The 22,878-nt window shown below is 71.2% G+C and carries 17 protein-coding genes; 13 read left to right on the top strand and 4 right to left on the bottom strand.

The genetic code is table 11. The features are described from left to right. Positions 1 to 92 precede the first annotated feature (92 nt). The 5 genes from AC1PK7_RS08520 to AC1PK7_RS08500 all read left to right on the top strand — a co-directional run bounded on the left by AC1PK7_RS08520 (position 93) and on the right by AC1PK7_RS08500 (position 4,706). On the top strand, positions 93 to 569 hold the full coding sequence (locus tag AC1PK7_RS08520; RefSeq protein ID WP_420009570.1) for an LEA/WHy family protein: 477 nt from the start codon (positions 93 to 95) through the stop codon (positions 567 to 569). A gap of 277 nt (positions 570 to 846) precedes the next feature. Then, positions 847 to 1,344: a MarR family winged helix-turn-helix transcriptional regulator gene (locus AC1PK7_RS08515; RefSeq protein WP_481100480.1), complete on the top strand. Its 498-nt coding sequence runs from the start codon at positions 847 to 849 to the stop codon at positions 1,342 to 1,344. Beyond that, the gene (locus tag AC1PK7_RS08510) at positions 1,341 to 3,509 is read left to right on the top strand and encodes an FUSC family protein (protein ID WP_481100479.1); all 2,169 of its coding nucleotides are present in this window, start codon (positions 1,341 to 1,343) and stop codon (positions 3,507 to 3,509) included. The genes AC1PK7_RS08515 and AC1PK7_RS08510 overlap by 4 nt, the downstream gene beginning before the upstream one ends. After that, a complete protein-coding gene (locus tag AC1PK7_RS08505) occupies positions 3,493 to 3,699 on the top strand; it encodes a DUF1656 domain-containing protein (protein WP_017916033.1) in 207 nt (68 codons plus the stop codon). The genes AC1PK7_RS08510 and AC1PK7_RS08505 overlap by 17 nt, the downstream gene beginning before the upstream one ends. 8 nt (positions 3,700 to 3,707) lie before the next feature. Further along, positions 3,708 to 4,706: an HlyD family secretion protein gene (locus AC1PK7_RS08500; protein WP_481100478.1), complete on the top strand. Its 999-nt coding sequence runs from the start codon at positions 3,708 to 3,710 to the stop codon at positions 4,704 to 4,706. A 300-nt stretch (positions 4,707 to 5,006) separates the two neighbouring features. Here AC1PK7_RS08500 and AC1PK7_RS08495 read toward each other — a convergent pair whose 3' ends face one another. Further along, positions 5,007 to 7,487 (bottom strand): S8 family serine peptidase, encoded by a 2,481-nt coding sequence (locus AC1PK7_RS08495; RefSeq protein ID WP_481100477.1) that lies wholly within the window; start codon positions 7,485 to 7,487, stop codon positions 5,007 to 5,009. Between the two features lie 614 nt (positions 7,488 to 8,101). Then, positions 8,102 to 9,505: a S8 family serine peptidase gene (locus tag AC1PK7_RS08490; RefSeq protein ID WP_481100476.1), complete on the bottom strand. Its 1,404-nt coding sequence runs from the start codon at positions 9,503 to 9,505 to the stop codon at positions 8,102 to 8,104. A 241-nt stretch (positions 9,506 to 9,746) separates the two neighbouring features. Between AC1PK7_RS08490 and AC1PK7_RS08485 the strand changes: the two genes are divergently transcribed. From AC1PK7_RS08485 to dxs, 8 genes are all read left to right on the top strand, one after another. After that, the gene (locus tag AC1PK7_RS08485; RefSeq protein WP_481100475.1) at positions 9,747 to 10,574 is read left to right on the top strand and encodes a DUF6689 family protein; all 828 of its coding nucleotides are present in this window, start codon (positions 9,747 to 9,749) and stop codon (positions 10,572 to 10,574) included. A 46-nt stretch (positions 10,575 to 10,620) separates the two neighbouring features. Further along, complete coding sequence (locus AC1PK7_RS08480) at positions 10,621 to 11,466, top strand: FHA domain-containing protein (RefSeq protein WP_481100474.1); 846 nt, start codon at positions 10,621 to 10,623, stop codon at positions 11,464 to 11,466. Then, positions 11,463 to 14,696: a protein kinase domain-containing protein gene (locus AC1PK7_RS08475; RefSeq protein WP_481100473.1), complete on the top strand. Its 3,234-nt coding sequence runs from the start codon at positions 11,463 to 11,465 to the stop codon at positions 14,694 to 14,696. Before AC1PK7_RS08480 ends, AC1PK7_RS08475 begins: the two co-directional genes overlap by 4 nt. After that, positions 14,693 to 15,406 carry a sensor histidine kinase gene (locus tag AC1PK7_RS08470; protein WP_481100472.1) on the top strand — a complete coding sequence of 238 codons (714 nt, stop codon included), beginning with the start codon at positions 14,693 to 14,695 and terminating at the stop codon, positions 15,404 to 15,406. The genes AC1PK7_RS08475 and AC1PK7_RS08470 overlap by 4 nt, the downstream gene beginning before the upstream one ends. Before the next feature lie 112 nt (positions 15,407 to 15,518). After that, positions 15,519 to 16,166 carry a response regulator gene (locus AC1PK7_RS08465; RefSeq protein ID WP_481100471.1) on the top strand — a complete coding sequence of 216 codons (648 nt, stop codon included), beginning with the start codon at positions 15,519 to 15,521 and terminating at the stop codon, positions 16,164 to 16,166. Between the two features lie 103 nt (positions 16,167 to 16,269). Then, positions 16,270 to 18,054: an acyl-CoA dehydrogenase C-terminal domain-containing protein gene (locus AC1PK7_RS08460; protein ID WP_481100470.1), complete on the top strand. Its 1,785-nt coding sequence runs from the start codon at positions 16,270 to 16,272 to the stop codon at positions 18,052 to 18,054. Positions 18,055 to 18,167: 113 nt separating this feature from the next. Beyond that, positions 18,168 to 18,827 (top strand): HNH endonuclease, encoded by a 660-nt coding sequence (locus tag AC1PK7_RS08455; protein ID WP_029562070.1) that lies wholly within the window; start codon positions 18,168 to 18,170, stop codon positions 18,825 to 18,827. A 150-nt stretch (positions 18,828 to 18,977) separates the two neighbouring features. Beyond that, complete coding sequence (gene dxs, locus AC1PK7_RS08450; protein ID WP_481100469.1) at positions 18,978 to 20,891, top strand: 1-deoxy-D-xylulose-5-phosphate synthase; 1,914 nt, start codon at positions 18,978 to 18,980, stop codon at positions 20,889 to 20,891. Between the two features lie 395 nt (positions 20,892 to 21,286). On the opposite strand, the gene AC1PK7_RS08445 is transcribed toward dxs, so the two are convergent. After that, positions 21,287 to 22,354, bottom strand: coding sequence for a TraB/GumN family protein (locus AC1PK7_RS08445; protein ID WP_481100468.1), 1,068 nt, complete (start codon positions 22,352 to 22,354; stop codon positions 21,287 to 21,289). After that, on the bottom strand, positions 22,354 to 22,824 hold the full coding sequence (locus tag AC1PK7_RS08440) for a cupin domain-containing protein (RefSeq protein ID WP_481100467.1): 471 nt from the start codon (positions 22,822 to 22,824) through the stop codon (positions 22,354 to 22,356). The genes AC1PK7_RS08445 and AC1PK7_RS08440 overlap by 1 nt, the downstream gene beginning before the upstream one ends. Positions 22,825 to 22,878 lie beyond the last annotated feature (54 nt).

Raw genomic sequence — 22,878 nt, 5'->3', positions numbered from 1 at the left:
CCTGCGGGGCCAAGCCTGCCATCGCTGCGCCACCATCGCATCCCGGGGTGTGGTGTAGTCTTCGCCGGTCTTCCCCTCCATGGATTGCGCTCATGCGTCACCCGCTCCGCCTCGGCTTGCTTGTGTTGTGCACCGCGTTGCTCGGCGCCTGCAGCGACGGCATGGTGCGGCGGGTGTCCGACCCAGCCGCCAGCGTGCAGCAACTGACGGTCAACATGGACGGCAGTTGGAAGGTGGACCTGCGCCTGCAGAACTACAGCAGCATCCCGATGCGCTACGACAGCCTGCGCCTGGACCTGGGGGTGGGCGGCGAAGCGGCCGGCAGCCTGCAGGCGGCCCCCGGCATCTCGATCGGCCCGGAGACCGCGGATGTGGTGAGCGTCGCGCTTCGCCCCAGTTCCAGCGCGCGCATGGCCGTCGCCGATGCCCTGGCCGGCCGCCGCAGCCTGGAGTACACCCTCAAGGGCAGCATCGCCGCCACGCCCGAGGACAAGAAGCAGCGCAGCTTCGACATCGATACCCGCAACATGCTCTCGCCGGCGCCCGGCCTGGACGGCGTACTGCGTTGACCACACGGTGGCGCTGAGGCGCCACCCCGCCCTGCCTGTCTCGAACGCTCCGCCCCCGACTTCGGGGGCGGAGCGCGCCTGCGCGTCGACCTGCGCTTCACCGCATCCAGGCGCGTCCTCGACCTGTCCTTTGGCACGCTGGCGCACCGCCCCGTCGGCGCCCGCCCGCGCGTGCGCCCTCCCGCTCCTGTCTTGTACCGCCCTCGTTCAGCCTGGATTACCGCAAAATTAATACATAAATGTATTATCTATATATGTATAAGATCCCGAGCCGGCCATGAGTCGCTTTGCCGCCACCGAGCAGCGCCTGGACGTCACTGCACGCAAGCATCCTCCCTTCCCGCGTGAAGCCGCGCTGCTGCTGCGGCTGATCAAGCTGCTGCACAAGCTGAGCCTGGACCAGAGCAACGAGGTGTTGCGGCCCTACGGCCTGAGCTATGCGGAATACAACGTCCTGATGATGATCGACGCCAGCCCGGACGGGACCTTGAACCCGTCCCAGCTCGGCGACGCGGCCGGCGAGAAGTCCGCCAACGTCACCCGCCTCACCACACAACTGGTCGACAAGGGCCTGATCCAGCGCACGCCCAGCGCCGAGGACCGGCGCATGCTGTTGCTGCGCCTGACCGACGCCGGCGAGCGCCTGATCGATGCGTTGATCCCGGCCCTGTGCGCCCAGCTCGACGCCTATGTGCGACATCTGGATCCGGCGGCGATGGCGCAGTTGCAGACGCTGCTGAAGGCCTTGTTGCGCGGCGTCGAGGACGCGGCATGAGCACGCCGCAGCCCAACGCGACCGCCGCTGCCGACGCCGCACCCGGCCTGCGCACGCTGCTGGCCGACGCCCTGCGCGGCGAAGGCGAGGCCTGGCTGTTCGTGCTGCGCACCCTGCTGTCGATCTATCTGGCCGGCTGGATCGCGCTGCGCCTGGACCTGGCCTCGCCGATGACCGCGATGATTACGGTGGTGGTGGTGATGCACCGGCAGACCGGCATGGTCTTCGCGAAGGGCTTCTACCGGATACTGGGCACGCTGATCGGCAGCATCGCCGCGCTGACGATGGTGGCGCTGTTCCCGCAGGAGCCGGTGCTGTTCGTGCTGGTGCTGTCGCTGTGGATCGGCGCCTGCACCGGCGGCGCGCTGCTGTACCGCAACTTCAAGGCCTACGCCTTCGTCCTGTCCGGCTACACGGTGGCGCTGATCGCGCTGCCGGCGGTGAACCAGCCGCAAAACGTGTTCAACCTGGTGGTGGCGCGGGTGACCGAGGTGGTGCTGGGCCTGCTGGTGACCGGCATCGTCAGCGACGTGGTATTCCCCAGCCGGCTGCGCCAGACCCTGCGCGACACCGTGCGCCGTGCCTCCGACGGCTTTCTGGACTTCGTCCGCGACGCCACCGGCGGCCAGTTGCCGCGCGAGGCGATGGAGCAGGCGCACCTGCGTTTCGTGCGCGACGCGGTGACCATCGAGGACCTGCGCAGTTCGGTGGTGTTCGAGGATCCGGAAGCGCGAGTCCGCAGCGGCCGCCTGCGCCTGCTCAACCAGCGCTTTATGGCGGTGTCGACCAGCTTCCAGGCGTTGCACCACTACATCAACCGGCTGCTGCGCAGCGGCGATGGCCACGTGGCCGAGGCCCTGATCGGCCTGTACCGGCCGCTCAAGGCCGCGCTCAGCGATCGCGGCGGACGCGAGGGCGCCGCCGCGACCGCGCGCAAGCTGGCCGCGTGCCGCGATGCGCTGGCGACGCGGGCAGCCGCGGCACGCGAGGCGCTCCCAACGGCGCAGCACGAGGGTTTCGACACCGGCGTGTCGTTGCTGCAGCGGTTCTTCGCCGACCTGCACGATTACGTGGCCACCGAGGCGACCCTGGTCGCGCCGCAGCAGTGGCGCACGCCGCAGGATCGCGACACCGCGGTGTTCGTGCGCGGCAACGACTACGCCGCGGCAGCGCTGACCGCGCTGCGCAGCGCGCTGCTGGTGGCGACGATGTGCTGGCTGTGGATCCAGGCCGGCTGGATCAGCGGCGCCACGGCGGTGTTCCAGGCGGTGGCGCTGAGCGCGATCCTGTCCTCCAGCGCCAATGCACCGGCCGCCGCGCGCTCGCTGTTCAATGGGTTCGTGTTCGGCATCGCGCTGGGCGTGGTCTGCCAGTTGCTGGTGCTGCCGCAGATGGACGGCTACGGCCTGTTCGTCGCCGGCACCTTGCCGTTCCTGCTGGTGACCCTGTACCTGGCCTCGAAACCGGCGCTGTACGGCTTCGCCACCGGCGCCAACCTGGCCTTCGTCTCGATCCTGGCGGTCCAGCCGACCCCCAGCTTCAACGCCGCGGCCACCTTCAACAGCGTGGTGCCGTTGCTGCTGGGCACGCTGGCGGTGAGCGCGACGTTCGTGTTCGTACCGCCGGTGATCGGCACCCGCTGGCAGCGCCGGCGCCTGCTGGAGCGGCTGCGGCGGCAGACCACGCTGGCCGCGCGTGCGCCGCTGCCGGGGCTGGCGCTGCGCCTGGAGAGCGTCAACCGCGACCTGTTCCAGCAGATCGTGGCGCACACCCCGCCGGGCAGCGACGAACTGCGCGACCTGCTCGGCTGGGCGCTGTCGGTGCACGAGACCGGGCGCACCCTGGTCGAGCTGCGCCGCGACGCCGCCGAAGGCACGCTGTCGCCGGCACTGGCCACCGCGGTGGACGCCGCCGTGCAGGCGCTGGCCGACCTGTATCTCGACCCCGGCCCGCAGCGGCACCGCCAGGCCCTGCAGCGGGTGGAGGCCGCGCTGGCCGCCAGCCAGGTGGAAGGCGCGGTGCCGCTGCGCTGGAAGCCCACCCGCGAGCATCTGTTGCTACTGCGCGGCGCGCTGCTCGACGCCGATTCCGTTCTCGCCGCGCTGGCCGATACGCCTGCGCCGACCACCACCACGCCAGGAGCCGACGATGCTGCTGCCCGCTGAACTCTCGATCGCCGGGGTGTACGTGCCCGGCCTGCTGGTGCTGGGCCTGGCCCTGCTGCTGGTCGCCTGGGCGCTGGACGCGGTCGCCGGCCGCGCCGGCCTGTACCGCTACGCCTGGCACCCGTCCCTGTTCCGTCTGGCCATTTACGTCGGCGCGTTCGCCGCGCTCGGCCTGCTCCTTCTTCCGTGAGTCCCGCCATGAAGACCCCTGCCCTGATCCGTTTCGCCCTGACCGCCATCGTGGTGCTGGTCGCCGCCCTGCTGGCGCATGCGCTGTGGCGCCATTACATGCTCTCGCCCTGGACCCGCGACGGCCGTGTGCGCGCGGAAGTCGTGCGCATCGCGCCCGACGTGTCCGGCCTGGTCGATGCGGTGGCGGTGCGCGACAACCAGCACGTCAAGCGCGGCGACCTGCTGTTCAGCGTGGACCGCAAGCGCTACGAACTGGCGTTGGAAAAGGCCCGCGCCAACCTCGCGGTGGCGCAGGCGCAGGCGCGTGCGGCCGGCGCCAGCCTGTCGGCGGCGGCGGCCACCCAGGCGGCCAGCGAAGCCGAGTTCCAGATGCGCCGCGCCCAGGCCGAACGGCGCGCGCGCGCCGCTGCGGTGATCTCCGCCGAGGCACGCTCGGATGCCGAAGCTACCGCGCGTTCGGCGCAGGCCGACGTGCACCGCAGCGCGGCGCTGCGCGGCCAGGCCACCGCGGCGCAGGCGCAGGCCGTCGCGTCGGTGGAACAGGCGCAGGCCGCGCTCGATCTGGCCGAGCTGGATCTGCAGCGCACCCAGGTCCGCGCCACCGCCGACGGCTACATCACCAACCTGGAAGTCCGCGTGGGCGACTACGCCCAGGCCGGCGGCGCGCGCCTGGCGCTGGTGCGCGACGATGCGATGTGGGTGTACGGCTATTTCGAGGAAACCAAGCTGCCGCGGGTGCACGTCGGCGATCGTGCCGACATCCGCCTGATGAGCGGCGGGCTGATGCTGCGCGGCCAGGTCGAGGGCATCGCCCGCGGCATCGCCGACAGCGACAACCCGACCGGCACCTCGCTGCTGGCCGACGTCAGCCCCACCTTCAACTGGATCCGCCTGGCGCAGCGCGTGCCGGTGCGCATCCGCATCGACCCGGCCAGCGTGCCGCAGGGCACCCTGCTTGCGGCCGGCATGACCGCGACGGTGAGCGTGCACCCGCGGCAAAACTGATGCCGCGCCTATGGGCCTCTAGCGATCAGGGAGGCTCACGTATAGCAGCGGCTTTCAGGGCCGCTCCAACAACGACGAAACGCCGTTTGTAGGAGCGGCTTCAGCCGCGACGGGCGTTCCTGGCAAACCGCGTCGCGGCTGAAGCCGCTCCTACGAAGCGCAGCGCCAGATCCCGCTGACCAGCGGCAACAGCGCGTCACAACAGGCGTGCTTGTGCCAGCGTCGACGCCTACCGCAGGAAACCAGCACGGCGCAGGCGTTGCATCTGCGCGCATGCTGTCGTCGCGGTCACCGCAGTCTTCAGTCCTTGGCCTGCCGGTTGACCCCGAGGAAGCGCCCGGCGATCACCGCATAGCCGCTGCGCGACACCGCGCTGCCCGGATCGAAGTAGGCATGCAGGGTCGGCTGCAGGTCCTGCGGCCCCTGGGTCACCGCGAAGCGCGCATTGAGGATGCCGGCATCCAGCGCCAGCTGCACGTAGCCGCGCAGGTTGCCCGGGATCGCCCCCACGTCCTCGATCGGCAGGCGCTGGTTGTTGTAGCTCACCGACAGCGTGCCGTCGAAGGCCAGCGCCTGCGTCTGCAGGCCCAGCGCCTGCACCAGCGAATACGCCAACTGCAGTTTGCTGACCGCGTCGTTGGGGCGGAAATCGCCGGCGACCAGCCCCAGCATCGCCGCCTGGTTCTGCTGCAGGTCGCGCAGCGCCCCGCCCTTGCCCACCGCCGCCTCGGCGAACGGATAGGCCGGGTCGTTGCGGCCGAGCCCGCTGAAGCTGGGCGTGGCCGGCAGCGCCTGGCGCACGCCGGCACCCATCACCAGATAGCGCGCCAACTCCGCGCGCTTGAGCGGATTCTGCGGACGGAACAGCCCATCGGCATAGCCATCCATCAAGCGGTTGGCGACTGCGTACTCCACCGCACCGCGATCGCGGTCGCCGCTGGCCACGTCGTTGAGGCCGGTGTAGCCGCCGCTGAGCAGGAAATCCAGGGTGCCGCGCACCGTGCCCGGGGCCGCCAGGCCATTGCTGCCCTTCGGAGCAACCGGGACACCACTGATCGAGCCGATGCCGCGCACGCTGATGGTCCAGGTGCCGGGCTTGCCCGGCGCGCCGACGCTGACCGTGCTGCCCAGCAACGGCAGCGCCACCGGCGAGCCATGGCTGACGCCATCCGGATCGGTCAGCACCAGCGCCTGCGTGTTGGCGTCGATGGTGGCCTTGGCGCTGACCCAGGCGACGTCCTTGCCGACGGTGAACGCCTGGGTCTGCGGCGTGCCCACCGGCGAGAACGCCGCCTCGAACGGCTGGCTGCCGCCGGGCAGCACCAGCGCATTGCTATAGAACGGATGCAGGGAATTGACCGTCTTGCCGAAGCCGCTGCGCTGCTTGCTCGCTTCCAGCAGCGCGGCATAGGCATTCACGTAACCGGCACCCGCCTCCCAGTACGTGCGCCCGGGGATGTTGGTGGCGGTACGTTCGAGCAGATCCTTGACCTGGTCCGGGGTCAGGTCCGGGTTGGCCTCCAGCAGCAGCGCGACGATGCCGGCCACGTGCGGGGTGGCCATCGAGGTGCCGCTCATGGTGGTGTAGAACGGCAGTTGCGCCGGCGCGATCAGCTTGCTGTCCTTGTCCGCGGCCAGCGGCGGCAACGCGCCGGTGGAATCGCGGGTGGAGACGATATCCACGCCGGGCGCGGTGATCGTCGGCTCGTTGAGATAGGTCCAGGTCTTGCCGTCGGCCATGGTGAAGCTGCCGCTCTCGCCGCGCTTGCCGCGCGAGGAGAAGTCGGCCAGCGTGCCGTCCTTCTCGCCCGCGGCCACCGAGATCACCCACGGCGCCTGCGCGTACGGATTGTGGGTGTCCTCGTTGGGGCCGTCGTTGCCGGCGGCGAACACGCTGACGATGCCGCGCTTGTACAACGCGTAGGTGGCGACGTTGACCGGGTTCTGCGGATCGAACTTGCCCGACGAGCCCCAGGAATTGCTGGTGACGCGGATCGGATCCTTGAAGCTGAACTGGTGCGTGGCGGCATAGTCCAGGCCGCCGACCGCGTCCAGGATCAGCAGCACCGCGCCGGATCCGTAGCCGACCAGGCTGGCGCCGGTGGCCACGCCGCGGTAATCGCCGTTGGACTGGGCGCCGGTGCCGCCCACCGTGCCCGCGCAATGCGTGCCATGGCCGGAGCCGAGGTCGGTGTTGGGCACGCCTTCGGCATAGGTGATCGGCAGCATCGCATCCACATTGGCCAGGTTGGTGGTGCCCAGCACGTTCTGCACAACGCGGGTGCCGTAGGCGAGATCGCGATGGGTGGCATCGATGCCGGAGTCGTTGATCATCACCCCGACGCCGCGGCCGCTGTACGGCAGCGCGCGGCCGAAATCGCCGGGATTGCCCTGCGCGCGGTCCACGCCGGTCAGTTCGCGCGCTTCCTTGTTGAAGTAGCGCAGCGGCGCGTTGTAGTAGATCGAGGCCACGTCGTCGCGCTGCGCCAGCGCGCGGATCTCGGCCGGCGTGGCCAGCGCGCCGGCGATCGGCAGCGTGCGCATGGTGATCCCGCGGGTGATGCCCAGCGCATGCAGCGCGGTGAGTTGCGAGGCCGACACCGGCCCGGACTGATCGTAGGTGATCACGATCTGCAGCTCGTCTGCCGCAGGCGCAGCGGCGAGCTTGGCCTCCAGCAGTTGGTCGAGATGTGCGGCGGCCACGGCGTCGCCACCGACGAAGGTGCCGCCGGCAAGGACGGCGCAGATGCCGATGGCAAGAACGGGACGACGAATGGACATTGCGGAGTCTCCGGATCGTGGAAGCCCGGAACGGGCGGTCGCCGCAGCGTGCGGGGCGCGCCGATGCGCGGCCAATCCGGTATCGCACCCATGCCGGCCGGGTGGAAACACCCAGCCGCGGCGCATGCAGACCCACGGCATGGAGGGCGCGCCCTGTCGCCGCGCGCGGCGGTCGGCGCCGGGGCGTGCCGCTCGATCCAGCGAACACCGCGGCTGGAACGGCAACAGAGTGCATTGCAGGCAGAAGGCGCCGACATGCGGCAAAGACAGGGTGCGGCAGCGGCAGCGGCGTGCCGGATGCGGTGCATTCGGCGCGCGGTGCGGCCGAACGGGATGCGGGACGTGCGGGGCCCGTTCCGATTCCCGGACGCCATTCCGGGGAGCGGTGGAACCCCGCACGTCCAGCACGGGGGATCGCGGTGGCTGCCGACCACGCCGCCGAACGGCGACAGCGTGATCGAAGGCAACCGCGAAAACGTCAACGACATCAGTCGATCGGACGACGCTTCATTTCGTCGAAGAACGGCGGCATCCGGACTGCATCGCAAGCAGCGACAGGGCGGTCGACTGCGCTTGCGGCGGATCGGGCGGACGCTGGCGTCCGACCGAGACGGTCACTTCTTGCTGGCTTCGCGCAGCGCCGAGTAGGCATTGAGGTAGCCGGCGCCGACTTCCCAGGAGGCGCGCCCCGCCATCGGCGTGGCCGTGCGCTCGATCAGGTCCTTGACCTGGTCCGGGGTCAGGTTCGGATTGGCCTCCAGCACCAGCGCCACCACGCCGGCCACATGCGGCGTGGCCATCGAGGTGCCGCTCATGGTGGTGTAGAACGGCAACTGCGCCGGCGCGATCAGCTTTTCGTCCTTCTGTGCCGCCAGCGGCGGCAACAAGCCGGTGGAGGCGCGGGTGGAGATGATGTCCACGCCCGGCGCGGTGATGCTGGGCTCGTTGATGTGGGTCCAGCTCTTGCCGTCGGCGGTGGTGAAGGTATCGCGCTCGCCGGCCTTGCCGCGCGAAGAGAAGTCGGCCAGCGTGCCGTCGACGTTGCCGGCGGCGACCGAGATCACCCACGGCGCCTGCGCGTACGGATTGTGCGTGTCCTCCTTGGGACCGTCGTTGCCGGCGGCGAACACGCTGACGATGCCGCGCTTGTACAGCTCGTAGGTGGCCACGTTGACCGGGTCGGCCGGATCGAACTTGCCGGAGCTGCCCCAGGAGTTGCTGACGACGCGGATCGGATCCTTGAAGCTGTTCTGGTGCGAAGCCGCATAGTCCAGGCCGCCGACCGCGTCCAGGATCAGCAGCACGCCGCTGGAGCCGTAGCCGACCAGGCTGGCACCGGTGGCCACGCCGCGGTACTTGCCGCCCGACTGCGCGCCGCTGCCGCCGACCGTGCCGGCGCAGTGGGTGCCATGGCCGGAGCCGGCGTCGGTGTTCGGCACGCCTTCCACGTAGGTGACCGGCAGCATCGAATTCAGATTGTGCAGGTTGGTGTTGGCCAGCACGTTCTGCACCACCCGGTCGCCGTAGGCCAGGTCGCGATGGGTGGCGTCGATGCCGGAGTCGTTGATCAGCACGCCGACGCCGCGGCCGGTGTACGGCACGGTGCGGCCGAAGTCGCCCGGATTGCTCTGCGCGCGGTCGACGCCGGTCGCCTGGCGCGCGTCCTGGTTGAAGTAGCGCAGCGGGGCGTTGTAGTAGATCGAGGCGACGTCGTCGCGCTCGGCCAGCGCCAGGATCTCTTCGGGCGTGGCCAGCGCGCCGGCGATCGGCAGGGTCTGCATGCTGACGCCGCGGGTGATGCCCAGCGCCTGCAGCGCGGTCAGCTGCGCCGCCGACACCGGCTTGGATTGCTTGTAGGTGATGACGATCTGCAGTTCGTCGGTCAGCGGCGCATTGGCCAGCTTGGACTCCAGCAGGCTGTCCAGATGCGCGGCGGCTTCGGCCTTGCCGCCGGCCAGGATACCGCTGGCGAGGACGGCGCAAATGCCGATGGCGAGAGCGGGACGACGGATGGGCATCTGGAATCTCCGGTGAGTGGGCCCGGGACGGGCGGGTGACTGCAGCCTGACGCGGCGGCACGGCGGCGCCTATCCGGGATCGCCCCTAGCGGTCGTGAGTGGAAACACCCAGGGCCGCGTGCATCGCCCGTACGGATCGGTATGATCCAGGCGTAAGCCGCTGCCTCGCCGCGTCGCCGGGCGGAACGCGGGTGCGGTGCGCGGTGCCGGCACATGCAACAGGGGGTTTCAGATGCACACGATGTTCGCAAGGGTTTGCCTGCTGTTCTGCGCCGTCGCGGCGTGCGGCGGGCTCGCCGCGCAACCGCTGCCGGTGCAGGTGGAGGTGAGCGGCAATGTGGCGACGGCGGCGATCGGCGCCGGTCCGCACCCACTGGCCGAGGTGACGCTGGAATTCGACAGCGCCAGCGATCTCAACCCGGGTAGCCTGGGCCTGAGCGCAGAGCTGCTGACCCCGGCACAGGTCACTGCCTTGCTGCCGCGACTGCCCAGCACGCAAGCCGGCCAGGTGCCAGCGCAGTTGCCGCTGCTGATCACGGTGACGCCGCCGCCGAACGGTGGCCTGTCGTTCCGCCGGGTCGTGCACGTGGAACTGCACACGCATGCGCTGGCCTACACCGCCGACAGCACCCTGCGGCTGGTCAAGGCGCCGCTGGGAGGCGATTTCCGCGACATCACCGACGAGATTGCGCCCGGCAGCGTCCGCGCCCGCGGCACCACCGGCGGCTTCTCGCAGTTCATCGTGATCCACGACCTGCGCCCGACCGCCACGGTGGTGGCCGCCAAGCTGAGCCGCCTGCAGGCGCTGGTGGCGCAGTTGCCCGCCAATGAGGCGACCCCGCTGGCGAGCATGCTGAACAGCGTGCAGAGCGCCCTGGCCAATGCCGACTACACCGCCGCCACGGTGGCGCTGGACGGGTTCCGCGAGCAAGTGTCGGCGCGCGCCGGCCAGGGCATCGCGCAGACCTGGAACGCCGGCATGAGCGAGGGCAACCCCGCCGGCGAACTGCTGGCCGGCGCGGCGACCCTGCGCTTCTCCATCGACTACCAACGCCTCTACGCGCCTTGAGCGCTGCGGGACCGGTCACGCACGACGCCACGAAGGACCTCCCGCGATGCCCGCGCGCCTGACCGCCTACCTGCCCGACGCGCCGGCGCCGACGCTGCTGCTCGCCGCCGGGCAGACGCTGGCGATCGGCCGCGCGGCGGACAACGCGCTGGCGCTGGAACATCCCTCGGTATCGCGCTGGCATGCGCGGCTGCAGCCGCAGGCAGATGGCCACTGGCAGTTGCACGACCTGGGCAGCAAGAACGGCAGCTTCCGCGATGGCGTCCGCGTGGCCGCGCCGATCGCGCTGGAGACGGCGACCTGGCTGCGCTTTGGCGACATCTACGCCGAGTTCGCCCCGCTCAGCCCGGCCGATGCGGACCTGGCCGAACGCCGCCAGCGCGCCCGCTGCGATCGCGCCACCGCCCTCACCCAAGGGCTTGCCCAGATCGGCGGACTCGACGATCTGCTCGGCGCCAGCCTGGACGCGGTGGTCGAACTGGCCCAGGCCGAGCGCGGCGTGCTGGTCCTGGCCGAACCGCAGGGCCCGCGCATCGCCACCAGCCACGGCATCGGGCCGATGCCGCTGCAGCACAGCCTCCCCGGCAGCGAGGGCGCCCTGCACCGCGCCCTGCGCGACGGCCGGGCCACCGTGGCCCATGACGTCGGCGGCGTGCCCTGGCTGGCCGAGCGTGCCTCGGTCTGCGCCGCCGGCCTGCGCACCCTGCTATGCCTGCCGCTGCGCGACGGCGCCCGCGTGCTCGGCGCGATCTATGCCGACAGCCGCCGCGCCGGCAGCGCCATCGGTGCGCTGGACATGCAATTGCTCGAAGCCTTCTGCGAGCGCGCCGCGCTGTGGATCGCCGCACGCCAGGCGCTGCGCGACAGCGGCGCCGAGGTCGGGCCGGCATGAGCGACGCGGCCACCGCCACCGGCCTGTATGCGCAGGAAAGCCTGAGCCCGGGCGAGGTGCTGGCCGGCCGCTTCCGCATCGAACGCCTGCTCGGCATCGGCGGCATGGGCCTGGTGTACCTGGCCCACGACCAGGCATTGGGCATCGACGTGGCGGTGAAGCTGCTGCGCCCGGAGCTGGCGCAGCGGCCGCAGGCCTTCGCCCGCTTCCGCCAGGAACTGCTGCTGGCGCGGCAGGTGTCCAGCCCGCACGTGGTGCGCATCCACGATCTCGCCGAACACGCCGGGCGCTGGCTGATCAGCATGGACTACGTGGACGGCGAATCGCTGGAAGCGCGGCTGCAGCACGAGGAACGGCTGGATGTCGACACCGCCCTGCGCATCGCCGGCGGCATCGCTCGGGGACTGCAGGCGGCGCATGCGCGCGGCGTCGTGCACCGCGACCTGAAGCCGGCCAACATCCTGCTGCAGCGTGGCGGCGATGCGCTGATCAGCGACTTCGGCGTGGCCTGTTCGATGGCCAGCAGCGGCCTCGGCGCGACCCTGGGCAACGTCATCGGCACGCCCGCCTACCTGTCGCCGGAACAGGCGCGCGGCGATGCGCTCGACCCGCGCAGCGACCTCTACGCGCTGGGCCTGATCCTGTACGAGATGCTCGCCGGGCAGGTGCCGTTCGCCGGCGGCACCCTGTCCGAGACGCTGGCCCAGCGCATGCTGCGCGAGCCGCCGCCGGTGGACCGGCTGCGCGCGGACGTGCCGGCCTGGCTGGTGCGGCTGCTGCAGCGGCTGCTGCGCCCGCAGCCGCGCGATCGGCTGCAGAATGCTGGCGAGGTGATCGTGGCGATCGAGCGCCGGCAACTGCCGCGCGATCGCCGGCGCTGGCGCCGGGTCGGCCTGGGTCTGGCCGCGATCCTGGCCGGCGCCGCCCTGCTCGGCGCCGGCGCCTGGCAATGGCAGGCGCAACGCGCGAGCGCGCCGCCGGTGGCGGCCGTGGAGCCGTTGCCGCGGCTGCTGGTGCTGCCGCTGGCCGGCGACCCGGCCAGCGCCGAACAACGCCTGGCGCTGGGCGCCTGGCTGCGCGGCAGCTTGGGCGAAACGCTGACCGTGGTCGACGACGAACGCACCCGCCAGGCCCTGCGCCAGTACGACCCCACCGGCCAGGCGCCGCTGGACGTACAGGCGCTGCGCCGGCTCGCCTCGGCGCAGGGCGTGCTGCAGCCGAGCCTGCAACGCCAGGGCGCCGGCTGGCGCCTGCAGGCGCTGCTGCATCCGCCCAGCGGCGCGGCGCAGCACATCGACGGACCGACCGCCGCCGATCCGGCCGCGGCCTACGCCGCCTGGCTGCCGATCGCATCCAGGGCGCTGCTCGCCGAGGGCACTGCCCTGCCCGACGACCTGCCCGCGCCCGCCGCCCTGCAGGCCTATGCGCGCGGCCTGGCGGCGCGGCAACGCGACGACAGCGCGCTGGCGCTGCAGCAGTTCGCCGCGGCCAGCGCACAGGCGCCGCAATCGGCACCCTTGCGCCTGGCCGAGGTGGTCGCGGCGCAGGCCATCGGCGAGGAACAGAAGGCGCGCGAGGCGCTGGATGCGCGTGCGCCCGTGGCGCCGGCACGGCCGCGCACGCTGGCGCTGCTGGCGGCGCTGCGCCTGGAAGCCGAAGACGATCTCGCCGCCGCCGACCGCGCCTGGCAGGCGCTGGCCACGGCCCGACCCGACGACAGCGTGGTGCAACTGCAGGTCGCACGCGTCCAGGCGCAGGCCGGCCACCTGGACGCGGCGCGCGACCGCCTGCGCACGCTGGTGCAGCGCGATCCCGACGACCCGCGGTTGTGGCTGGCGCTGGGCAAGCTGGCGATCCTCAGCGGCAACGCCGCCACCGCGGTGGACGAGGACCTGCTGCGTGCGCAACTGCTGTTCCGCCGCGGGCGCGACCTTTATGGCGAAGCGGAAACGGTGAACGCGCTGGGCGTGGGCTACGGCCGTCTCGGCCTGGCGCAGCAGGCGCAGGCGCAGTATCTGCGCGCCGTGGAGCTGCGCCGGCAGGTCGGCAATCGCCGTGGCGTCGCCACCAGCCTGCGCAACCTGGCCGGCACGCTGAGCATCGGTGGCGCCTTCGCCGAGGCCGAACAGAAGCTGCAGCAGGCGCAGGCCCTGTACGCCGAACTCGGCGACCGCGATGGCCAGGCCGCCGCCGCCAACGAACTCGGCCTGCTGGCCGAGGAGCGCGGCGATTATCCGCAGGCGCTGCAGGCGTTCCGCGGTGCGCTGTCGGCCTGGCGCGCGCTCGGCGATGCGCACGGCGTCGCCGAGACGCTCAACAACATCGGCTTCGCGCACTTCCAGTTGGGCGACCTGGACAGCGCCCAGGCGTTCTGGGAACAGGCCGCACGCGCCTACGCCGACCTCAACGACGCCACCGGCCGCGTACGCACTGCGCAGAACCTCGGCCTGCTCGCCACCGCGCGCGGCCACTGGGCGCAGGCGCAGAGCTTGCTGACCCAGGCGCTGCGCGAGGCCGAACGCCACCAGATGCTCGAGGAGGTGGCGGTGAGCCGGCGCAACCTGGCCGAACTGGCGTTCTGGCAGGGGCAGCGCACGGTGGCGCTGAACGAACTGGACCAGGCGCAGCGGCTGTTCCAGCAGAGCCGCGACCAGCGCGGCCAGACCGACATCGCCCTGTTGCGCGCGCAGGTGTGGCTGGCGCTGGACGACCCGGCGCAGGCGCGACTGGCGCTGCAGCAGGTGCAGCGGCAAGCGCCCGCCTCGGTGTCCAGCGAACAGCGCGCCGGTGCCGCGCTGCTGCAGGCGCAACTGGACGAACGCGACGGCAATGCCGCTGCAGCCGCCGCGTCGCTGCGCCAGGCCGAGGCGCTGGCGCGCGCCAGCGGCACCCGCCTGCTGCAACTGCAGGTGCAGGTGCGTGCGGCGCACGACGAACCCGCGCTCGCCGCGCTGGAGGGCGACGTCGCCCGCCTGGGCAACGCCGGGCTGCGCCTGCGCTATCTGCAGCAGGCGCTGCGCTACGGTGCGGCCGAGCAGGTGGCGGCGCGCTATGCGCAGGCGCAGGTCCTGCTGCTGCGCGGCAGCCCGCTGTTCGCCGCGACGCTGCACGCACAGGCCGCGCAACGCCTGGAGGCGCTCGGCGACCACGCCGCCGCGCAACGCGCCCGCCGGGCCGCGGCGCAGGCCGCCGACGGTTTATCTGTCGCACGCGCGGGCACTACGCCATGACCGACGCAACCGCCGCCGACCGCTACCGCCTGCTGCTGCAGCGCCTGGAAGCCAACGAGCGCGAGTTCCGCCGCCTCGGCCGCGCCGTGGTCAAGGTCCAGGAGGACGAGCGCCGGCGCCTGGCGCGCGAGCTGCACGACGGCGTCGGCCAGAACCTCACCGTGCTCAAGCACCGGCTGGCGCAACTGGGCGCGGCGCTCGGCAGCGCCGACACGGCGCTGCGCACACCGCTGGAGGACGCCATCCAGCTATGCACGCAGGCACTGGAAGACACCCGGCAGATGTCGCGGCTGCTGCGCCCGCCGATCCTCGACGACCTGGGGCTGGAGGCCGCGCTCGGCTGGCTCGGCCGCAGCCAGTCCGCCGCCGGCGCCATCCCGGTCGCGGTCGAGATCGGCCCGCTGCCGGCGCTGGACGAAGCGCTGCAGACCCTGCTGTTCCGCAGCGCGCAGGAGGCGCTGACCAATGCGCTGAAGCACGCGGCTGCGCAGTCGGTGCTGCTGCGGCTGGTCGCCCGCGATGGCTGGGCGCAGTTGCAGGTGCTCGACGACGGCCGCGGCTTCGATCCGCAGCAGGCGCTGGCGGCCGGTGGCAGCGGTCTGAGCGGCCTGCGCGAACGCCTGCGCCTGAGCGGCGGCTGCCTGCGCCTGCAATCGTCGCCGGGCGAGGGTTGCTGCGTGCAGATCCGGGTCCCGCTGGAGGCCGATTGAACGTCGTCGCCCTCCCCCATGCCGGCAACCGCATGGCCCTGCAGGCAACGCGATCGGCAGCGCCGCAAGAAGTTGCCGCCCGCCCCGGCCACCACCCCGGACGCACACCGGCATGAACACCCCGATCCGTGTCCTCATCGCCGACGACCACACCCTGGTGCGCGAAAGCCTGGTCGCCGTGCTCGACGCCGTCGCCGGCATCCAGGTGGTGGCGCAGGCCGCCGACGGCATCGAGGCGCTGGCCAAGGCCGAGGCGACCCGCCCGGACGTGGCGATCGTGGACATCTCCATGCCGCGGCTCAACGGCATCGACGTGGTACGGCGGCTGGGCGAGATCGTGCCGCTGGCGCGGATCCTGGTGCTGACCATGCACGAGGAACACGAATACGTGCTGCACGCGGTGCGCGCCGGCGCCTCCGGCTACCTGCTCAAGGATAGCGCCAGCGCCGACCTGATCGCCGCGGTGCGCAACCTGCACGCCGGCCGCGGCCACTTCTCGCCGCAGGCGGCGCAGGCGCTGGTGACGCAGATGCAGCAGCCGCAGGCGCTGCCGCCCGACCCCTACCGCAGCCTGACCCCGCGCGAGCGCGAGGTGTTCCACCTGATCGTGGAAGGCCGCACCACCAAGGAAATCGCGCGGGTGCTGCAGATCAGCGTCAAGACCGCCGAGAACCACCGCTTCCGCGTGCTCAACAAGCTGGGCATGCGCAATACCGCCGAACTGGTGCGCTACGCCGTGCGCCACCGCCTGCTCGACTGAACGGCCGCACGCAGCCGCGCCTTCGCCGCGGCTGCGCATACTCCATACGCCATAGTATCCTGACGCCCTCGGCCGCGCCGCGGCCCTAGCCACGAGCGATCGCATGAGCACCTATCAAGCCCCGTTGACCGATCTCCGCTTCGCGCTGCACGACGTGCTGCAGGTGGAGGCGCTGTTCGCCCGCCTCGGCCATGCCGACGCCAATGCCGAACTGATCGATGCGGTGCTGGAGGAAGCGGCACGCTTCACCGGCACCGTGCTGGCGCCGCTGAACCGGGTCGGCGACGAGCACGGCTGCACCCTGGACAAGGCCACCGGTGCGGTCACTACCGCCCCCGGCTTCCGTGAGGCCTACCAGCAGTTCGCCGAGGGCGGCTGGACCGGGCTGACCGCCGCCGCCGAGTTCGGCGGCCAGGGCCTGCCGCACACCCTGGGCGTGCCGCTCAACGAGATGGTCAACGCCGCCAACCTGGCCTGGGGCAATTTCCCGCTGCTGTCGCACGGCGCGGTCGAGGCACTCAAGCAGCACGGCGAGGCCTGGCAGCAGGAGATGTTCCTGAAGCCGCTGGTGGACGGCCGCTGGACCGGCACCATGTGCCTGACCGAGCCACACTGCGGCACCGACCTGGGGCTGCTCAAGACCCGCGCCGAACCCAACGCCGACGGCAGCTGGTCGGTCAGCGGCACCAAGATCTTCATCACCGCCGGCGAGCACGACTTCACCGACAACATCGTGCACCTGGTGCTGGCGCGGCTGCCGGACGCGCCGGCCGGGGCCAAGGGCATCTCGCTGCTGGTGGTGCCGAAGTTCAAGGTCGCCCGCGACGGCAGCGTCGGCGAGCGCAACGCGCTGCGCTGCGGCTCGCTGGAACACAAGATGGGCATCCACGGCTCGTCCACCTGCGTGATGAACTTCGACGGCGCCCAGGGTTACCTGGTCGGGCAGCCGCACAAGGGCCTGCAGGCCATGTTCACCATGATGAACACCGCGCGCCTCGGCGTCGGCCTGCAAGGCATCGGCCTGTCCGAGCGCGCCTACCAGAACGCGCTGCGCTACGCCCGCGAGCGCCTGCAGTCGCGTTCGCTCAGCGGCGCCAAGCTGCCGGAGAAGCCGGCCGACCCGATCCTGGTGCATCCGGACGTGCGCCGCATGCTGCTGACGGTGAAGGCACTGACCGAAGGCAGCCGCCTGCTCGCGCTGCACGCCGCCACCCTGATCGACATCGCGCACAGCGCGCAGGATCCGGCCGAGCGCGAGCAGGCCGACGTGCTGGTCAGCTTCCTCACCCCGATCTCCAAGGCCTGCCAGACCGAATGGGCGGTGGAGAACACCTACCACGCCCTGCAGTGCTTCGGCGGCCACGGCTACATCCACGAGCACGGCATGGAGCAGCTGGCCCGCGACGCGCGCATCACCACCCTGTACGAAGGCACCACCGGCATCCAGGCGCTGGACCTGATCGGGCGCAAGACCGCGTCCAGCCAGGGCGCCGGGCTGAAGCTGTTCCTGGCGCAGATCGAGGCCTTCCTGACCGAGCACGCCGACAACCCGGCGGTAGCCGAATTCGTCGCCCCGCTACGCGAGAAGGCCGCCGAGTGGGCGGCGCTGACCAAGCGCATCCTGCAGCGCGCCGCCGGCAATCCCGAGGAACTGGGCGCGGCCAGCTACGACTACGTGTTCTATTCCGGCTACGTGGTGCTGGCCTACTGGTGGGCGCGCAGCGTCGCCGCGGCCGAGGCCTCGGCCCATGGCGAGGCGTTCAAGCAGTCCAAGCGCGAGACCGCGCGCTTCTACTACGCGCGCCTGCTGCCGCGCACGCTGACCCACGCCGCAGCCATCGACAGCGGGGCCGAGCCGCTGATGGCGCTGGCCGACGCGCAATTCTGAGTCGCACATCCAGGTCCGACGCAGCCCCCGGCACGCACGCCGTGCCGGGGGTTGCAACGCCCGCCACGGCCGATACACAAACCGTCACCAATCGGGTATAAGCTGTCTTCCCGATGGAGACAGACACAACAACGCTTGGTCTGATCGATACCGGGGCCTGCGGCGCCTCGGCCGCGGTCCCGTCGCCTGCGGCGTCCCCTTCCCACCTGCCTTCGGTCCGGCTGCTGTCGCTGGACGCGCATGGCCGCGTGCTGGACTGGATCAACTGGCAGGACGCCGCCTGTCTGTATGCGCGTGGCGCGGTCGCCTGGACCCTCGGCGAGCCGTGCATGCACATCCATGGCGGCATCAGCCGCGCCAGCGGCGAGCGCAGCGTGCTGGAGCTGCATCCGATCATCGCCGCGCGCGGCCACGCGCATGCGCGTGCGCTCGACCCCACCCCGACCCTGACCAATACCGCGCTGTTCGCCCGCGACGCGCAGCTGTGCCTGTACTGCGGCCAGCAGTTCAGCCGCCCGCAACTGACCCGCGACCACGTACTGCCGGTGTCCAAGGGCGGCCGCGACATCTGGGAGAACGTGGTCACCGCGTGCTTCCACTGCAATTCGCGCAAGGGCAATCGCACCCCGCAGCAGGCATCGATGCCGCTGCTGGCGGTGCCGTACCGGCCGAGCTGGATCGAGCATCTGATCCTGTCCAATCGCAACATCCTGGCCGACCAGATGTCGTTCCTGAAGGCGCAGTTGCCGAAGCGCTCCAAGCTCTCGTTGTAGCCGCGCGGCCTCACGCCGCCGTCACGCCCGCTGCGACGGATTGCCGCACCCCGGCCAAAACAGGCCATCCACGCGCCCGCGACCGCACGGGTTGATTGCGTGTGCCCGGAATGGAGAGGAAAATGACAGGTCCGCTGAACCTCCATTCCGATGATCGACCCCACCCGCTATCCGCGCCTCTCGCGCATCCAGGTCCCCGAAGAACTGCGTCGCTTCGATGAATCGGAGCTGCCGGCCATCGCCGAGGAACTGCGCGCCTTTCTGATCGAGTGCGTCGGCAAGAGCGGCGGCCACTTCGGCGCCGGCCTGGGCGTGATCGAACTCACCGTCGCCCTGCACTACCTGTACGACACGCCGGTCGACCAACTGGTGTGGGACGTCGGCCACCAGACCTATCCGCACAAGATCCTGACCGGGCGCCGCGACCGCATCCACACCGTCAAGCAGGCCGATGGCGTGGCGCCGTTCCCCAAGCGCGAGGAAAGCGAGTACGACACCTTCGGCGTCGGCCACTCCTCCACCTCGATCTCGGCCGCACTGGGCATGGCGGTGGCGCTGCAGCGCATGGGCGACGAACGCAAGGTGGTGGCGGTGATCGGCGACGGCGCGATGACCGCGGGCATGGCCTACGAAGCGCTGAACCACGCCGGCGGCATGGACCCGGAACCGAACCTGCTGGTGATCCTCAACGACAACCGCATGTCGATCTCCGAGGCGGTCGGCGGGGTCACCAAGATGCTGGGGCGGATGAGCGGCAGCAAGACCCTCAACGCCATCCGCGAGGGCGGCAAGAAGATCCTCGGCGACAAGAAGAGCAACCCCACCGCACGCTTCGTGCGCCGCTGGGAGGAGCACTGGAAGGGCATGTTCGTGCCGTCCACGCTGTTCGAGGAAATGGGCTTCCACTACACCGGCCCGATCGACGGCCACGACCTGCCGGCGCTGCTCGGCGCGTTGAAGACGCTCAAGACCCTCAAGGGCCCGCAGTTGCTGCACGTCATCACCACCAAGGGCAAGGGCTACGAACTGGCCGAGGGCGACCAGATCGGCTACCACGCGGTCGGCCCGTTCGACCCCAGCAAGGGCCTGGTGGCCAAGCCGGGCGCCAAGGCGCCGACCTACACCGACGTGTTCGGCGACTGGATCTGCGACATGGCCGCGGCCGAGCCAGCGCTGCTGGCGATCACCCCGGCGATGCGCGAAGGCTCGGGCCTGGTGCGCTTCAGCAAGGAGTACCCGCAGCGCTATTTCGACGTGGCCATCGCCGAGCAGCATGCGGTGACCCTGGCCGCGGGCATGGCCGTGCACGGCGCCAAGCCCGTCGTGGCGATCTATTCCACTTTCCTGCAGCGCGGCTACGACCAGTTGGTGCACGACGTGGCGGTGCAGCAGCTCGACGTGCTGTTCGCGATCGACCGCGGCGGCGTGGTCGGCCCGGACGGCGCCACCCATGCCGGCAACCTGGACCTGAGTTTCCTGCGCTGCGTGCCGCACCTGGTGGTGATGGCGCCGGCCGACGAAGCCGAGTGCCGGCAACTGCTCAGCACCGGCCTGCGCCATCCCGGTCCGGCCGCGGTGCGCTACCCGCGCGGCACCGGCCCCGGGATCGCGCCGGGGAGCACGCTGGACACCCTGCCGATCGGCAAGGCCCAGCTGCGCGCGCAGGGCCATACGGTGGCGCTGCTGGCGTTCGGTGCGACCCTGGCGGCGGCCGAACAGGTCGGCCGCGAGCTCGGCCTGAGCGTGGTCAACATGCGCTTCGTCAAGCCGCTGGACCGCACCCTGCTGCTGGAACTGGCGCAGAGCCACGAAGGCTTCGTGACCATCGAGGACAACGTGGTGGCCGGCGGTGCCGGCTCCGGCGTGGCCGAACTGTTCAACGCCGAGGGCGTGCTGCGCCCGGTGCTGCACCTGGGCCTGCCCGACGCGTTCCAGCACCATGCCAGCCGCGAGCAATTGCTGGCCGAAGCCGGCATCGACGCCGCCGGCATCCGCGCCGCGGTACTGAAGCGCTGGCCGCAACTGGCCACCAGCGCCAGCGCACCGCGCACCGCGGCGGGCTGACCGCCGCAGTCACCGGAGGCGGCACGGCGTCAGCGCATGCCGTCTCCCCTTGCTTGCGCCTGCGCGCGCAACGCTGCACGCCCACCCCAAGTCGGCGCGTCCCGTTATCGACACGTCTCGTGTACGCGCTAGGGCGTGTCATCAATCCCCGAGCATGCCGCGCCGCGGTTGCGCGTGCCTGTGGCAAGGAAGAGCGAGGAAGTGGACGTGCGTCCACGCCCGAGCGATGACGCGGCCACGGGCGCGCGCAACCGCGGCCCTTCGCGTTGGGTCTGGCAGGCGCGCTGCCGACGCCGCGCGGCTTGACCTGACGGCCAGTCAGGCACTGCGCCACGCAACGCCGGCAGCGCGCCTGCCAGACCCAACGCGGCATACTCGGGAATTGGTGACACGCCCTAGGGCGCGATCACCTCGGCGCCGCTGACGCGTAGCCGATCCAGCGGCCCACCCGACTCCTGCAGGGTCTGCATCGGCAACGCCGCGAAACTGGAGCGGTTCTGCGCCAGCGCCCGCTCGGCTTCCCGCAGCCAGGCCGCCATCGCCCGCTGGCGCACATCGCCCAGGCCCAGCTTGCGCGCGATCGCCGCTTCGCCGACCGCGTCCAGGCAGATCCGGTACTGGTCGTTGGCCGGCAGCGTGGCCAGCGTGTCCAGATCGCCTTCGGACCAGGCGTTGGCGCGCTGGCGCATCGTCTCCAGGTCGCGATCGATGACCTGCAGCGTGCGGGCGAAACAGGCACTGTCGTTAAGCGAGGTCGCCCGGAATTCCTGCAGCGCGCGCTTGGCGTCGGGGACCTTCACCTCCACCACCACCGGCACGATCGGCACCCTGGCACGCTTGGCCGCACGCTCGATCACCGGCTGCACCACGCTGCCCAGGCTCAGGCCGGCGGTGCGCATCGCCGCTTCGTACAGTTCCTGCGCCGCGAACACCGGCCGCCAGCGTTCTACGCTGCCGTCGCGCCCCAGATAGCGCGCCTTCAGCGGCACCCAGCGCGCATACAGGTCAGGCGGCAGCACCTGCTGCAGGGTGCGGTCATCGGGATTGCGCCGCGCCTTGAGCAGGGACGGCAGCAGCATCAAGCTGCGGAACATGCCCAGGCCCGAGTCCAGAGTGACGCTCGGCGCTGCGATCACTTCCTGCGACTGGGCGATCACCTGCTCCACGTCGCCCGATTCCCACTGCATGCGCTTGGGCAGCGGCGACACCGTGCCGAGGATCCACAACACGTGATCGCCGCGGCGGACCTGCCACAGGCCCGGGCCGGGCTGGCGCCCGCTCACCAGCACCGCGTCTAGGTCGACCACTGGTGGGTTCGCTGGCGCGACCGGCAGCGTGGTCTGCGCCTGCACGATGGGCACAGCTGCCGCCAGCAAGGCCGCGACCAGGCACACCACCGGGCCGCGCCGACGCGCGATGGTTCTCGGCGCAGTCGCCGCGCGCGCCGCGCCCGGTGCCGGCATCAGTCCGCCAGCTTCGGCAGGTGCGCCGCCAGCGGATCGGTCGCGGCCAGCAGTTCGAAGCGTTCCCACAGGAAGCCCGGCGCCACCACGCAGCGCACCAGGCAATAGTCGGCCAGCGGCCGCGCTGCCTGCCAGGTACCCGCGGCGATCACCACCGAGGGCATGCCGCCGCGCTCGCTGGCGTCCAGACGGTAGCGCTGCAGGCCGTGGTTCGGGTCGAAGCCGAACAGTTCCAGCGCCCCGCCCTCTTCCCATTGCCAGGTCTCGTCGGCATCGATGCGGTGCCAGTTGCTGACCTCGCCGCGCTCCAGCAGGAAGCGGATCGCGGTGCAGGCCGGGCGCAGCGTCTGTGCGTGCTGCACCGTCAGGGCCGAGGTATGCACGCGCGCATAGCGTCCGCCCTCCGGGTGCGGCAGCAGCGACAGGTCGCGCACCAGTGCGGCGATTCGGAAGGCGGCGGCGCTGGACATGCGTCCAGTCTAATCCCGTGGATGGTCGCGCGAATGTCAGGCAGCGCCCTTTTG

The organism is Xanthomonas sp. NCPPB 3174, from assembly GCF_056725205.1.
Note: the sequence above shows the minus strand (reverse complement) of the source record. Positions and strands in the feature narration are given on the sequence as shown.

Excerpts from the sequence above, each read along its gene's own strand:
- AC1PK7_RS08480 (WP_481100474.1), top strand. The coding sequence starts at position 10,621 with ATGCCCGCGCGCCTGACCGCCTACCTGCCCGACGCGCCGGCGCCGACG.
- AC1PK7_RS08465 (WP_481100471.1), top strand. The coding sequence starts at position 15,519 with ATGAACACCCCGATCCGTGTCCTCATCGCCGACGACCACACCCTGGTG.
- AC1PK7_RS08475 (WP_481100473.1), top strand. The coding sequence starts at position 11,463 with ATGAGCGACGCGGCCACCGCCACCGGCCTGTATGCGCAGGAAAGCCTG.
- AC1PK7_RS08505 (WP_017916033.1), top strand. The coding sequence starts at position 3,493 with ATGCTGCTGCCCGCTGAACTCTCGATCGCCGGGGTGTACGTGCCCGGC.
- AC1PK7_RS08510 (WP_481100479.1), top strand. The coding sequence starts at position 1,341 with ATGAGCACGCCGCAGCCCAACGCGACCGCCGCTGCCGACGCCGCACCC.
- AC1PK7_RS08455 (WP_029562070.1), top strand. The coding sequence starts at position 18,168 with ATGGAGACAGACACAACAACGCTTGGTCTGATCGATACCGGGGCCTGC.
- AC1PK7_RS08515 (WP_481100480.1), top strand. The coding sequence starts at position 847 with ATGAGTCGCTTTGCCGCCACCGAGCAGCGCCTGGACGTCACTGCACGC.
- AC1PK7_RS08490 (WP_481100476.1), bottom strand. The coding sequence starts at position 9,505 with ATGCCCATCCGTCGTCCCGCTCTCGCCATCGGCATTTGCGCCGTCCTC.
- AC1PK7_RS08440 (WP_481100467.1), bottom strand. The coding sequence starts at position 22,824 with ATGTCCAGCGCCGCCGCCTTCCGAATCGCCGCACTGGTGCGCGACCTG.
- AC1PK7_RS08460 (WP_481100470.1), top strand. The coding sequence starts at position 16,270 with ATGAGCACCTATCAAGCCCCGTTGACCGATCTCCGCTTCGCGCTGCAC.
- AC1PK7_RS08520 (WP_420009570.1), top strand. The coding sequence starts at position 93 with ATGCGTCACCCGCTCCGCCTCGGCTTGCTTGTGTTGTGCACCGCGTTG.
- AC1PK7_RS08470 (WP_481100472.1), top strand. The coding sequence starts at position 14,693 with ATGACCGACGCAACCGCCGCCGACCGCTACCGCCTGCTGCTGCAGCGC.
- AC1PK7_RS08500 (WP_481100478.1), top strand. The coding sequence starts at position 3,708 with ATGAAGACCCCTGCCCTGATCCGTTTCGCCCTGACCGCCATCGTGGTG.
- AC1PK7_RS08485 (WP_481100475.1), top strand. The coding sequence starts at position 9,747 with ATGTTCGCAAGGGTTTGCCTGCTGTTCTGCGCCGTCGCGGCGTGCGGC.
- dxs (WP_481100469.1), top strand. The coding sequence starts at position 18,978 with ATGATCGACCCCACCCGCTATCCGCGCCTCTCGCGCATCCAGGTCCCC.
- AC1PK7_RS08495 (WP_481100477.1), bottom strand. The coding sequence starts at position 7,487 with ATGTCCATTCGTCGTCCCGTTCTTGCCATCGGCATCTGCGCCGTCCTT.
- AC1PK7_RS08445 (WP_481100468.1), bottom strand. The coding sequence starts at position 22,354 with ATGCCGGCACCGGGCGCGGCGCGCGCGGCGACTGCGCCGAGAACCATC.